Consider the following 12,596-nt stretch of genomic DNA (forward strand, 5'->3'; position numbering starts at 1 on the left):
AATATTTGGGATTAATATCCTAGTAAAAGTTGTCTAACTTTTGGGGTTCACATCATTTAGCTTTTTTATTTTTTATTTGTAAATTCCCTAATCAAGCACTATTATAAACATGAAAGCGTTTAAATACTGCCACGATAGGCTTCAAATAATTTTACATCAAAAAAGTTTTTTGGTAATATGTTTTGAGACCATGAAAGGAGTTTTATGAAAAACACAAATAAAACAAAAAAGAAAATAGGTTTATTTCAAATTGTAATGTTAGGTTTAAGTTCAATTATCGGTTCAGGATGGTTGTTCGGTTCTTGGGAAGCTTCTAGAGTTGCCGGACCAGCAGCAATAATATCTTGGGTTGTAGGTGCAATTGTTATTGGAGCAATTGCTTTTAACTATATTGAACTAGGTTCAATGTTCCCCGAAAGTGGTGGTATGAGTAAGTATGCTCAATACTCTCACGGTTCATTGCTAGGATTTATAGCAGCTTGGGCTAACTGGGTTTCATTAGTAACATTAATTCCAATTGAAGCTGTGGCTGCCGTTCAATATATGAACACTTGGCCTTGGAAATGGGCTAGCTGGACACACGGATTTATGGAAAAAGGTGAAATATCAAACCAAGGTTTATTAGTGGTTTTCCTTTTCATATTAGTCTTTACACTGTTGAATTACTGGTCAGTTAACTTATTAGCTCGCTTCACAAGTGTTATTTCCATTCTTAAATTAGGTGTTCCAATGCTAACAATTATTATGTTGTTACTATCTGGATTCCACTCAGGTAATTTCACTTCTGCGGGCGGATTTATGCCTTACGGTAGTGCTGCTATTTTCTCAGCAACAACTGCTTCAGGTATTATCTTCTCATATAACGCTTTCCAAGTTGTTATTAATATGGGACAAGAAATTAAGAATCCTAAAAAGAATATATCACGTGGAATTGTTATTTCACTTGGTATCAGTATAGTTATTTATGTGTTACTTCAATTTACATTTATCGGATCAGTTATCCCTGCTGACTTAGCAAATGGTTGGCATGGTGTTGATTTTGAATCACCATTCGCTGACTTAGCTATTTTACTTGGTATTCACTGGTTAGCTATACTATTATATTTAGACGCTTTCGTTTCGCCTTTTGGTACTGGTGTTTCCTTCGTAGCACAAACTGCGAGAACCCTTGCTGCCATGAAAGATAATGGACACATGCCTAAATTCTTAGGTATCATTAATGAACGTTGGGGTGTCCCACGTATTGCAATGGTTGTTAACATGATTGTAAGTGTCTTGTTAGTTGCTATCTTTAGAAGTTGGGGAACTTTAGCTAGTGTTATTTCCACTTCTACATTGATTGCTTATCTAACAGGTCCAGTTACTGTTAAATCATTGAGAAAGATGGCGCCTAACTTCAAACGTCCAATTAGAATTAAATTGCTAGAATTTATGGCTCCATTTGCATTTGTGCTAGCTAGTTTAGCTACTTACTGGGCAATGTGGCCAACTACTATCAAAGTTATCGGAGTTATCCTATTAGGTTTACCTTTCTACTTCTACTTCGAATGGAAAACTAATTGGAACAAGACTGGTAACCAATTCAAAGGTAGTCTATGGATGATTGGATACTTAATTTTCATTTCAATCATTTCTTACCTAGGTAGTTCTGATTTTGGTGGAATTAACTTAATTCCATATCCATTTGACTTCGTAGTTATTATTATAGTTTCATTAATTTGCTACTACTGGGGTATTTCTTCTTACGTAGTAACTAAGAACTTAGATAACGCTAAAGCAGTAAATGACAAAGTTCAAATGAAATAAATAAAAATATTATTAAGATAATAATGGTCGAAAGAGTAAACAATATGTTTACTCTTTTTTCTTTTAAATATATAAAAGGTTGACTTTTATAATTTATATATTTAAAATTAGGTTATTAAGAAGGGAGAGGTTGTCAATGAATAATATAAATAAAATTAGTTTTAGTAGTTGGCAAGGCTGGCAATATTAAAGTCGTAGTGTGTTAATTTACAGATGCGACTTTGATAATTAGATGTTAAATCATTTATCGATAATGCATCTGTGCTGGCTATCTTCTCACGAATAAATGCCTGTGCGGATTTTATTAAAATGCCAGCCAGGCCTAATAAATTAAAAGCGGACTGTCTGAGCATTCAGATATGTCCGCTTTTTTATTGCCATAAAATAATTATTTAAGGAGCGAAATATGAAAAGACTGTATGGAACCATTATTATCCTATTTTTAATTTTAACCTATGCCTTTTTGCAAGAGAGTCACCCTAAAAAAAACGATAAGAATCGCACCCCTATTGTGGGAATTTTGCAGCTAACTGATCACCCTGCTTTAAACGAAATTCATAAAGGTATTATCGATGGTTTAAAAGAATCTGGATATTTCCCAAATAAAAATATAAAAATTGACTTTCAAAATGCCGAAGGTGATCAAAGTAATTTACAAACTATGAGTACTAAGTTTGCGAATGAAAATGTTGATGCTGCGATTGGAATTGCTACCCCGGCTGCTCAATCGTTAGCCAATAGCATTAAAAATGCTCCAATTGTTTTAGGAGCGATTACTGACCCTGAAAAAGCAGGCTTAGTTGACAGTAACCAACACCCTGGTCGCAATGTTACAGGAGTATCCGATTTATTACCGCTACAACCTAATTTAGATTTAATCAAAGCATCCGTCCCGCATTTGAAAAATTTGGGCATTATTTACACATCTAGTGATAATTCATCGACAACTCAATATCAAATGTTCAAAAAGTTATGTAAAGAAAATCATATTAATTTGAAAGCTTATACCATTGCTAACAGTAATGATTTAAACCAAGTGTCCCAACAAATGCTCCAAAAAGTAGATGCTGTATTTGTGCCAGTCGACAACACCATTGCTAGTTCTATTCAAACTTTAATTGGAAATGCCAATGCCAAAAATATTCCTGTCTTTCCTGGATCAGATACTATGGTCAAAACTGGTGGTGTCGCAACATATACTGTTGACCAATATGGCATGGGTGTCCAAACTGGTAAAATGACGGCTGGAATTTTGAGAGGACAAATCGACCCCAAAAATACCCCTATCAGTTTTACTAAACATCCAAAATTGGTAGTAAACCTTAAACAAGCTCAAAAATTAGGAATTCATCTACCTGAAAATATTATTCAAGAAGCCACACACAAAGGAGTGATTTACAAATGAGTATATTAGTATCTGCAATTGGACAGGGTTTGTTATGGGGAATTATCGGCGTTGGATTATTCTTAACCTTTAGAATTCTTGACTTCCCTGATATGACTGTTGAAGGAACTTTTCCAATGGGAGCAGCAACTTCCGTCACAGCAATTGCTCATGGTGTGTCACCATTTAATGCAACTATTTTAGCCTTTATTGTCGGTTGTTTAGCCGGCTTAGTAACTGGGCTACTTTATACTAAAGCTAAAATTCCAGTTTTATTAGCCGGTATTTTAGTTATGACAGCATCTTACTCCATTGATTTAAGGATTATGGGTAAGCCCAATCAATCGTTGTTAGGTTTAAAGACGTTATTCAATAGTCCAGTATTTGCTAAGTTACCGCCTTACTTCGATAGCATTTTTATAGGTATCTTAATTGTAGCAATTATTATCGCAATTTTAATTTACTTCCTACAGACTAACTTAGGTCAATCATTCATCGCTACCGGTGACAATGAAGATATGGCTCAATCTCTTGGTATTAACACTGATAATATGAAAATTATGGGAGTCAGTGTATCCAATGGTTTAATTGCCCTAGGCGGTGCCCTAATTGCACAAAATAATGGATATTCAGACGTTAATATGGGAATTGGAATAATCGTAGTGGCCTTAGCATCAATTATTATTGGTGAAGTTATTTTTGGTAATTTAACAATGAATCAACGACTAATCGCAGTCATTTTAGGTAGTATAATTTATCGAATTATATTAATGATTGTATTACAACTTGGCTTTAATGCTAACGATTTCAACTTAATTTCTTCAGTAATTCTGGCATTATTTATGTCATTACCAATCTTAGAAAAGAAATACAACCTCAAAAGAATTATTCAAAGGGGGCTAAAATAATGAGTAAGCCTATCTTTCAACTAAAAGACGTTACTAAAACGGTAAACGCCGGTTCACCCGAAGAACTGAATATTTTAAATCATCTAAATTTAGATATCCATGATGGTGACTTTATAACTATCTTAGGTTCCAATGGGGCCGGTAAATCAACTTTATTTAACAGTATCACTGGCAATATTGTCCCCACTTCAGGGGATATCATATATAAAGGCAATCGCATCAATAAAATGTCAGTCGTTAAACGAACTAAGTTTTTGAGTCGCGTTTTCCAAGACCCTAAACTAGGTACTGCACCACGTATGACTGTGGCGGAAAATCTACTATTAGCTGAAAAACGTGGTGAACATCGTTTATTCAACCTAAGAGGATTGAATAAACAGTTACCATTATTTAAAAAAATTACCGCAAAAATGAATAATAGTTTAGATAAACGTTTAAACACCCCTACTGGAAATTTATCTGGTGGTCAAAGACAAGCCTTAAGTTTTTTAATGGCTACAATTAAAAGACCTGACATTTTGCTGTTAGACGAACATACAGCTGCTTTAGACCCCAACACTTCTGAAAAATTGATGAAGATAACCAATGAGACTATCATCAAAGAAAATCTAACCTGTTTAATGATTACACATCAATTAGAAGATGCTTTAAAATATGGTAATCGACTAATTGTATTGCACAAAGGCGCCATTGCTTACGACTTTAACAGTGAAGAAAAGAAAAAGCTGTCTAAAGAAGATATGTACAAATTCTTCAACGAAAAATAACTAACAATACAATTAAATCCAATTTTGTTATAATACTGTATGGGGAAATTTGCCTTTTACAGGAGGGACAAAGTTGAATAATAACGATTCAGATTCTAGAATTCGTCGATACAATTTTAAACGTAGTGAACTAAATGAAAAACCTAACAAAAATAAAGTTAAGGTTTGGCAAATTATATTAGCTATCGTATTAATTACAGCTTTTATCGTAGCTAGTGTTAAACTTTTTAGTGGCGATGTTAAGGGAACTAAAAAAAGTGATTACTACACAACTAAAAGTGCTAAGCAAACTGAAAGTAGTAGTAAGAAAAGCTCCAATAATAATGATCAAAAAACTAAATATGAAACTAAAAAGACTAATTCTAGTGAAACAAACAACAACGATAACAATAGCAATAAATCTGATAGCAATAGCAGTAATAATAGTACTCCCGACAATAACGAACCACCACAAAAGTATAATAATTCTACTTTTAATGTTACTCATACATTTGGTTCCGTGGAAGATGCTAAAAATTGGGCCACCGCAACTCAAAGCTCTTGGCTAAAAGATGGTTATACAAACTACACTGTGACTTCGGATAGTCAAGGTTACTACATTTTAAAATTTATCAAATAAAAAAAGACGGTTTTTACCGTCTTTTTTATTTTGCAGATTTTTTAAAAACTAACATTTTAAAAGTAACTAACGCAGCTATAACAATTAAAACAAGCAAGACAATTAAAGCATTTTTAGAGCCCAACGCTGTACTGCCTACTTCGCCTAAGCTTTTGTGGCTAACTTGACTAATAGTTATGACGGCAGAAATAATTGAAGTAGCAATAGCTCCAGATATTTGTTGAACTGTTGTAAAGACAGCATTTCCGTCACTATTTTCATGTCTTTTTAACTGCTTCAAACCGTTTGTCATAAAGTTACCGAATGATAATCCTATACATATCATATAAACTACATAAAAAATTAAAACCAGCGTATCGCTTAGATGCATACTAAAAGTAACAAATAAAATTAATGAAATAACTCCAAAACATAGTCCGCTTAACATTGGTGGCTTAGGGCCAAAGTTATCTAATATCTTCCCAGAAAATGGTGCAAATAATGCTCCAATAACTGCCCCAGGTAATACTACTAAGCCAGCTATCGTAGCAGATTTATGATTAACAATTTGAATATAGTTAGGCAAGATAAATGACAAACCTAAAGTTTCAAACTGAAGAATAAAAAATACTAAAACATGTCCTGCAAAGCCTTTATTTTTCAAAACATTCAAATTAACGATTGGATTTTCAATATGTGTAGAGCGTTGATATAAAATAATCATCCCTAAAATACCAACTATGATTGGTAAGATGACTTTTAATGATAATACTTGGCCGTCGCCCATGCTGCTAAATCCAATAACCAATCCTAAGAAAGTAACCATAATTAGCATTAAACTAATTAAATCAAATTTAGCTTTATTGATTTCACTCTTTTGTTCAATTGCAAATAATCCCATTAATAGTGATAAAACTAATAGAGGTAATAATATAACAAAGATGTAGCGCCATCCAATAGAAGATACGACAACTCCGCCAAAAGTTGGACCTACTGCTGGAGCAATGGCAGTAATTAAATTTCCAACTCCCATCATAAGACCTATTTTAGACTCAGGAACTTGTTCCAAAATAATATTAAACATTAATGGTAATGCTATTCCAGTTCCCATTCCTTGGACTACTCTTCCTAAAAGCAGCAAACTAAAGTTCGGAGCTATGATATCTAACCCTATTCCTAAAATAAATAATAAATTTGCTGTTATAAATAAGTTTTTTGTTTTAAAGTTACGTTTCAAAATAGCTGATAGCGGAATTACTATCGAAACAACTAATAAATAAATAGTTGTCATCCATTGCACAGTACTAGTGTTAATTCCGAATTCTTGCATTAACGTAGGAAATGTAATGTTCATAGATGTTTCAATTACAACTCCCGCAAAAGACATAATTCCTGCAGCAACCACAGCTAGAATAATTTTAAATGACATTTTTGAGCTAGCCATTTTATAAATTCCCCTTTTCAAATTTAATTAATTTATGCATTACTCGATTCAAAAGTTTAATTTCTTCTTTTGAAAAATTGTTTTCAAAATTTTGTTGAGTAGTATCCATATATTGACTGATCACTTTTTGTAACTTTTTAGCATCATCAGTCAATAAAACTTGCTTTTTTCTAGAATCTTTTAAAGAAGCACTTCTAGTTATTAAATTATGATTTTCCATTCGTTTTAATAATACTGATGCTGTTGATTTTTGAATATAGAACTCTTCTTCAATATCTTTTTGAAATGTTTCCAACTCTTGACGTCGACTTAAAAAATCGATTACTGACATTTGAGTAGAAGTCAATCCATATTCATGTGCAAAAGCATCAAAACGCTTAACCATTTGAATGCATGCTATTTTTAAAAGTATTCCAAAATTTTCTTTCATAATATTCCTCCTTAAAATAGTTAGCTAACTAACTATTTTATAACAAAAAATATTTTTTTCAACCCAAAATAAAAAAAAGTACTCTAAAAAGAGTACTTTGTGATATGCGTTCCCCGAGAATCGAACTCGGATCATGAGGACCGAAATCTCATGTGCTATCCATTACACTAGGAACGCATCTATAAATAATGATAATAATTTATAGAATATATTTCAAATAATTAGCTAACTTCTAGCAATCTTATCGGCTTGTTCTTCAAGTCTTAATAATAATTCAATTGAGTTATTTTTAAAGTCCTCAACAAAAGATGCACCTTTTGATTTAAAAGAACATTGTTTAACGTGCCCAATTCCATACACATTGATGGTATCTCCATCTAATTCTCCAGTATCATAATGACCTTCTTCAGCACTTTCTAGATACATTTGAAATAAATCACTAACTGATTTAGAAATAATATCATCAATATCGACTGGCTTACCTGATTTTGACAATTCATTAAATTTATAATTAACCTCATCCATATTTTCTGGAATTAATTCACTCATTAAAATCACCTCAAGGAATATTTTAACATTATTAAATCAATATAATAATTATTATATTTTTAAATATTTAATATAAAAACTATAATGTATATATAACTACAGATTAAGGGAGTTTATATTATGAAGATAGCAATCATCGGTGCAGGTCCACGTGGCCTGGTAACTGCATATAATTTACTAAAAAATTTTAATAATAAAAATGAAAGCTTACAAATCAATTTATTCGACAAATATGACGTTGGAGGTAGGGTTTGGAATGCAAACCAATCACCTTATTTGATTATGAATACCCCCGCTAGCGAAATCACACTTTTTAATTACGATGATAAAAATAAACAAACACTTTACGAATGGTGTAAAAACGAAAGTGAAGATTTTATATCGAAGCATGATTTTGAGTATCAGCAACAACTTATTGCAGCTGCTACAAATTTACCAGAAAATGGTTATGCTGATCGAGCATTATTAGGTATTTATTGTAAATGGTTTTTCGAAGAATATATTTTAACTCAGCAAACTGCGGACAAAAAAATAAATTTAATTAATCATCAAACTGTAAGTAATATCAAAGTTAATAGTGATAAAAAATATAATGTCATTATTAATTTTAAAAAATATTACGGTGACTTTGACAAAATTATTATTAGTTTGGGACAACAGGAAAACAAATTAAGTGAAAATGAAGCTTCTCTACAAAAATATGCTAAAGAAAATGGACTAAATTATTTTCTACCTGGATACCCAGCTGAACAAGATTTATCAAAAATCAAAGCTAGTGAAAACGTAATAATCAGAGGATTGGGTCTTAGTTTTAATGACTATGTTTCATTGTTAACCATTGGTCGTGGTGGTAAATTTGTTAAAGATGGCGAAAATCTAAAATATATTCCTTCTGGTAACGAACCTAGAATCATTGCCGGCTCAAGACGTGGGGTTCCATATTTTCCTAAAGCAATTAGTCAAAAAAGATACGATGAAAAATTTGGCGGACATTTCCTAATTCCTGAAGTGATTAAAAAGCATTTAACCAATGACAAATTAAAATACGAAGAGTTAGTTAAACTACTAAAATTAGATATTGAATATCGCTACTACGCTTTACTAATCAAAAGTAAATACGCAAAAATTAATTTAGATAATTTTAAAAATGATTTCATTAAAAATAACGGAAAACTAAATTTTGCAGAGCAATACGGAATTGATACGGCGGATATTTTTAATTGGGAAAAGGTTTTAAATCCAGTCGCCGGTGTAAAAATCACAACAACAGATAACTATCAAAAAGAAATTTTGAAATGGTTAAACTTTATTATAAAAGATGCAAAATTAGGCTCTAAAACTGGCCCGCTTACTTCAAGCATTGAAATGCTAAGAGATTTAAGAACCAACATTCGCTGGATTGTAGCTAACAATCTGCTATCCAATGATGATTATATTAATAAATTTCAAAAACAATTCATGTCAACAATTAGCTTTTTATCAATGGGAGCACCTGTAATTAGAAGCGAACAATTAGCTGCATTAATTAAAGCTAACATCGTAACCATATTAGGTCCTCAAATGATGCTTATCGGGGCAAATAAGACTTATAAGACTTGCTCAATGTTTTATAAAAAAGAAATTTTTAGTGCAAAGAATTTAATTGAAGCTCGGATTCCTAAAGCTTCTTTGAAAAATACTGACAATGTACTACTTAAAAATTTATCAGACGATAAACTTGTGCATTTAGACGAGCTTAAAATAAACAATAATCAGACAAGTACAACTGATTCTATTGATATTGATGTAAACAGCAACAATATTATAGCTAACAATGGAAAAATAAATAAAGACATTTATGCTTGGGGACTTAGTACTGCTGGGAAATACTTTATTCCATCAGCATTTCCCACCCCATCTAAAAATGATGAAAACATTTTAATTGCTCAAAAAATAAGTAATCATATTGCTAATAAATTATAAAAATAAAGGAATCTCAACACATGAGATTCCTTTATTCGTTTTCATTATATATATAAGAACTATCAGGTACCCTAATTACAGTGTATTTATCGTATAATTTACCCGCCTTAAAACCAATTCCATTAATTAAATTATCTTTATACCAACTTTGCATAGTTAAAACCCATGCTTTTTGAGTCTTGGAATCTAAATCTTGAATAACTAAACTTTTGTTCAAATCACGGTTTTTATACCTACTACTTATTTTGTATAAGTTTCTATAATTATTAAAATTATTATCAAGCACTAACGCCTGATTACTATTAACTACGTTCTTTTTACCGTCAGATAAATAATAATAATTATTTAAATGACTGATTTCGTTTTGTGAATTGACTTTAATGTAATAAGATTTAAAACCATTAGTATCTAAAACTAACGGATAGTAAGCTTTAGTATTAACTACAGATTTTAAAACTAGTTTGTTGCCGAAAGCAAAGTGAAACATAACTAAAAAAATACACATATTAATTAAAATGTGCACGAAGTTTTTAGAACATTTTACGAACAATGGATGATTATTGCTTTTATTATCTTTAATTTGAAGAAAAAGGTAGAATAGTACAATTAGTAAATCGAATAGTAAACATAACCAAAAAATCAAGCCAACAAAATTCCAGGCTGATTTCATACAAAAAACTCCTTTAAAATATAATTAAGTTTTTTAAACATATTTGACATTTTACACTAAATGCGTAAAAACTCAAAATTATATTTTATGGCTTATATAATACATTCGTTAATATACAATAAAAAGAGCACCTAACAGTGCTCTTTTTATCTAAATAATTCAGAAGTTGCATATATATGTTTCATAAGCGATTTAGTTTCAGAAAATTCGTCATTATCATTTAAAACTACAGTTACAAGACGATCTTTACCTGGTTGTTGACCAGTAGCTACAAAACATAACCCTGCATCAGGGGTGTAACCAGTTTTTAGACCATCAACATACAAACTCTTTTTATAATAAGTTTTTCCAGGTAGCATTCTGTTAACGTTTCTTACAGTTTGCCCAGCTACATTAGCCTTAACTTTACTAGAATCGTCAACAATTCTTGGATATTCTTTAAGTACGTGACTAGCAATGATTGCTACTGATCTAGCGGATACCATATTACCATCGCGATACTTACCTTTTACCCAGTATCCATAGGAGCTTAAATCATGATTTTCCAAACCCGATGAGGAGACAAAGGTTGCATTCAAGTTCCAGGCTTTAGCTTGACTATTCATCATATTAATAAAGGCCTTGTTACTACCTGCCACCCATTCACCTAAAGCAATTGTTGCATTATTAGAAGATTGAATTAAAGCAGCTTGATATAACTGCTTAACTGTGTAGTTATGTCCTTTTACAAATTTAAAACCACCTACAGCAGGATTTTGGCCCATTCTTCTTAAACTTGCACTAGAAGTGTTAACTACTTGATTCCAGCCGTTATCAGTATTTTGGGCTTTTTGAATTACTAAATAAAGTGTCATAAGCTTTGCCACAGATGCAATGCGCATGTTTTTGCTACCATTTTTATCATATACAAAAGTGTTTTTATCAACATCTAAAGCTACTGAAGCTTTAGCTTTTTTAGTGCCTTTAAATGTGTCATTATCTCTAATTAAATTATCGACATAGTTTTCGTCACTATTCAAGTAATAATTAGGTTTAAAAGACTTAGAAGATGGTATTTTAGTCTTAGAAACCGCGTTTTTAACTGAAGAAGCACTTGTTGATTCATATTGTGTATACGTTATAATTCCAACAGCTGCGACCAAAGTTAAAATTAAATACTTAATATATTTTTTCATGGAGTACATCCTTTTTGTAAATTAATGTTTTTACTAAATATAAACTAACATCTATTAAAGGCATCGACAATAGAATTAGCCAAACTGTAACAACAAAGTAATCTTTGTTGCTTTTATTTAATATCTGTCTTATAATCCAAATATATTAAAATATTTATTTACATTGTTTGGGGTGCCTTTTAGGCTGAGATAATACCCATGGAACCTGATCAAGCTAATACTTGCGAAGGAAAACATTAGTCTTTTATTTTTGCGTACAATTTTAAGCTAAAAATTCAAGGGCCCTCAAACTTTGTATTTGGGGACCCTTTTAATATACAAAAAATTATTAGGAGAATTGATATGCTTAAAAATTTAAACTTAAGAAACATTATTTTAATGACACTAATTTCAATTATCTGCGGAACTATCTTTTGGGTTGCTGGATTTTTATACAATGTAGTTACAGTCGCACTAACCCCATTAGGTTTAGCACCCCTATCCAATGATTTACTAATTGGTTTATGGACGATGGCTGGCCCCTTATCAGGATACATAATTAGAAAAGCTGGTTCATCATTGATTGCAGAATTGTTAGGATCTTTTGTGGAAATGTTTTGGGGTGGCCAATGGGGAGCTTCAACTATTATTTCCGGAATTGAGCAAGGTATCGCTTCTGAATTAGGTTTTACTATTTTAGGCTATAAAATATATGGATGGGTAAGTATTATATCAACAACCATTACAACTACCGTTATCACATTTCTTTGGGACTGGTTTAGAAATGGATATAGTGCTTATAGTTACCAAATGTTAATGTTACTTTTTGTAACTAGATTAATTTCCGTATTTGTATTCAATGGAATTTTAACTAAATTAATCGCTAACTTATTGGAGAAAAGTACTATTTTAAAGTAGGAGTGT

12 protein-coding genes, 1 tRNA gene and 1 riboswitch are annotated in these 12,596 nt (G+C 31.5%); of the genes, 7 read left to right on the plus strand and 6 right to left on the minus strand.

Annotated elements, in window-relative coordinates; all coding sequences use genetic code 11:
• The first annotated feature begins 204 nt into the window (after nt 1-204).
• The 5 genes from FD06_RS00005 (at nt 205) to FD06_RS00025 (ending at nt 5,484) form a co-directional block, all read left to right on the plus strand.
• On the plus strand, nt 205-1,806 hold the full coding sequence (locus FD06_RS00005; RefSeq protein ID WP_056965486.1) for an APC family permease: 1,602 nt from the start codon (nt 205-207) through the stop codon (nt 1,804-1,806).
• A gap of 406 nt (nt 1,807-2,212) precedes the next feature.
• Complete coding sequence (trpX, locus tag FD06_RS00010) at nt 2,213-3,211, plus strand: tryptophan ABC transporter substrate-binding protein (protein ID WP_054657246.1); 999 nt, start codon at nt 2,213-2,215, stop codon at nt 3,209-3,211.
• The gene (locus FD06_RS00015; protein WP_056965487.1) at nt 3,208-4,098 is read left to right on the plus strand and encodes an ABC transporter permease; all 891 of its coding nucleotides are present in this window, start codon (nt 3,208-3,210) and stop codon (nt 4,096-4,098) included. The genes trpX and FD06_RS00015 overlap by 4 nt, the downstream gene beginning before the upstream one ends.
• Entirely contained in the window at nt 4,098-4,865 is a 768-nt protein-coding gene (locus tag FD06_RS00020; RefSeq protein WP_056965488.1) for an ABC transporter ATP-binding protein, read from the plus strand. The genes FD06_RS00015 and FD06_RS00020 overlap by 1 nt, the downstream gene beginning before the upstream one ends.
• Before the next feature lie 73 nt (nt 4,866-4,938).
• Complete coding sequence (locus FD06_RS00025; RefSeq protein ID WP_056965489.1) at nt 4,939-5,484, plus strand: hypothetical protein; 546 nt, start codon at nt 4,939-4,941, stop codon at nt 5,482-5,484.
• Between the two features lie 25 nt (nt 5,485-5,509).
• On the opposite strand, the gene FD06_RS00030 is transcribed toward FD06_RS00025, so the two are convergent.
• From FD06_RS00030 to FD06_RS00040, 4 genes are all read right to left on the minus strand, one after another.
• A complete protein-coding gene (locus tag FD06_RS00030; RefSeq protein ID WP_056965490.1) occupies nt 5,510-6,907 on the minus strand; it encodes a DHA2 family efflux MFS transporter permease subunit in 1,398 nt (465 codons plus the stop codon).
• Between the two features lies 1 nt (nt 6,908).
• Nucleotides 6,909-7,337 carry a MarR family winged helix-turn-helix transcriptional regulator gene (locus FD06_RS00035; RefSeq protein ID WP_056965491.1) on the minus strand — a complete coding sequence of 143 codons (429 nt, stop codon included), beginning with the start codon at nt 7,335-7,337 and terminating at the stop codon, nt 6,909-6,911.
• Nucleotides 7,338-7,442: 105 nt separating this feature from the next.
• Nucleotides 7,443-7,514: transfer RNA gene (locus FD06_RS07545), tRNA-Arg, on the minus strand.
• A 48-nt stretch (nt 7,515-7,562) separates the two neighbouring features.
• Nucleotides 7,563-7,886, minus strand: a complete 324-nt coding sequence (locus FD06_RS00040) for a hypothetical protein (protein WP_054657250.1) — start codon at nt 7,884-7,886, stop codon at nt 7,563-7,565.
• 120 nt (nt 7,887-8,006) lie between these two features.
• On the opposite strand from FD06_RS00040, the gene FD06_RS00045 reads away from it, so the two are divergent.
• Entirely contained in the window at nt 8,007-9,848 is a 1,842-nt protein-coding gene (locus tag FD06_RS00045; RefSeq protein ID WP_056965492.1) for an FAD/NAD(P)-binding protein, read from the plus strand.
• Nucleotides 9,849-9,879: 31 nt separating this feature from the next.
• Here the strand turns inward: FD06_RS00045 and FD06_RS00050 are convergent, their stop codons facing one another.
• Both FD06_RS00050 and FD06_RS00055 read right to left on the minus strand, forming a co-directional pair.
• A complete protein-coding gene (locus FD06_RS00050) occupies nt 9,880-10,518 on the minus strand; it encodes an LVIS_2131 family protein (RefSeq protein ID WP_054657252.1) in 639 nt (212 codons plus the stop codon).
• A gap of 146 nt (nt 10,519-10,664) precedes the next feature.
• The gene (locus tag FD06_RS00055; RefSeq protein ID WP_056965493.1) at nt 10,665-11,693 is read right to left on the minus strand and encodes a D-alanyl-D-alanine carboxypeptidase family protein; all 1,029 of its coding nucleotides are present in this window, start codon (nt 11,691-11,693) and stop codon (nt 10,665-10,667) included.
• A 158-nt stretch (nt 11,694-11,851) separates the two neighbouring features.
• A riboswitch (TPP riboswitch) is annotated at nt 11,852-11,942 on the plus strand.
• A 93-nt stretch (nt 11,943-12,035) separates the two neighbouring features.
• On the opposite strand from FD06_RS00055, the gene FD06_RS00060 reads away from it, so the two are divergent.
• Nucleotides 12,036-12,590 carry an ECF transporter S component gene (locus FD06_RS00060; protein WP_054657258.1) on the plus strand — a complete coding sequence of 185 codons (555 nt, stop codon included), beginning with the start codon at nt 12,036-12,038 and terminating at the stop codon, nt 12,588-12,590.
• The last annotated feature ends 6 nt before the right edge of the window (nt 12,591-12,596 follow it).

The organism is Apilactobacillus ozensis DSM 23829 = JCM 17196 (assembly GCF_001435995.1).
In the GTDB taxonomy this organism is placed as follows: Bacteria; Bacillota; Bacilli; order Lactobacillales; family Lactobacillaceae; genus Apilactobacillus; species Apilactobacillus ozensis.

Bases quoted from the DNA above. Each gene is read 5' to 3' on its own strand.
- FD06_RS00055 (WP_056965493.1), bottom strand. From the start codon at position 11,693: ATGAAAAAATATATTAAGTATTTAATTTTAACTTTGGTCGCAGCTGTT.
- FD06_RS00045 (WP_056965492.1), top strand. From the start codon at position 8,007: ATGAAGATAGCAATCATCGGTGCAGGTCCACGTGGCCTGGTAACTGCA.
- FD06_RS00015 (WP_056965487.1), top strand. From the start codon at position 3,208: ATGAGTATATTAGTATCTGCAATTGGACAGGGTTTGTTATGGGGAATT.
- FD06_RS00020 (WP_056965488.1), top strand. From the start codon at position 4,098: ATGAGTAAGCCTATCTTTCAACTAAAAGACGTTACTAAAACGGTAAAC.
- FD06_RS00035 (WP_056965491.1), bottom strand. From the start codon at position 7,337: ATGAAAGAAAATTTTGGAATACTTTTAAAAATAGCATGCATTCAAATG.
- FD06_RS00005 (WP_056965486.1), top strand. From the start codon at position 205: ATGAAAAACACAAATAAAACAAAAAAGAAAATAGGTTTATTTCAAATT.
- FD06_RS00060 (WP_054657258.1), top strand. From the start codon at position 12,036: ATGCTTAAAAATTTAAACTTAAGAAACATTATTTTAATGACACTAATT.
- FD06_RS00050 (WP_054657252.1), bottom strand. From the start codon at position 10,518: ATGAAATCAGCCTGGAATTTTGTTGGCTTGATTTTTTGGTTATGTTTA.
- trpX (WP_054657246.1), top strand. From the start codon at position 2,213: ATGAAAAGACTGTATGGAACCATTATTATCCTATTTTTAATTTTAACC.
- FD06_RS00030 (WP_056965490.1), bottom strand. From the start codon at position 6,907: ATGGCTAGCTCAAAAATGTCATTTAAAATTATTCTAGCTGTGGTTGCT.
- FD06_RS00040 (WP_054657250.1), bottom strand. From the start codon at position 7,886: ATGAGTGAATTAATTCCAGAAAATATGGATGAGGTTAATTATAAATTT.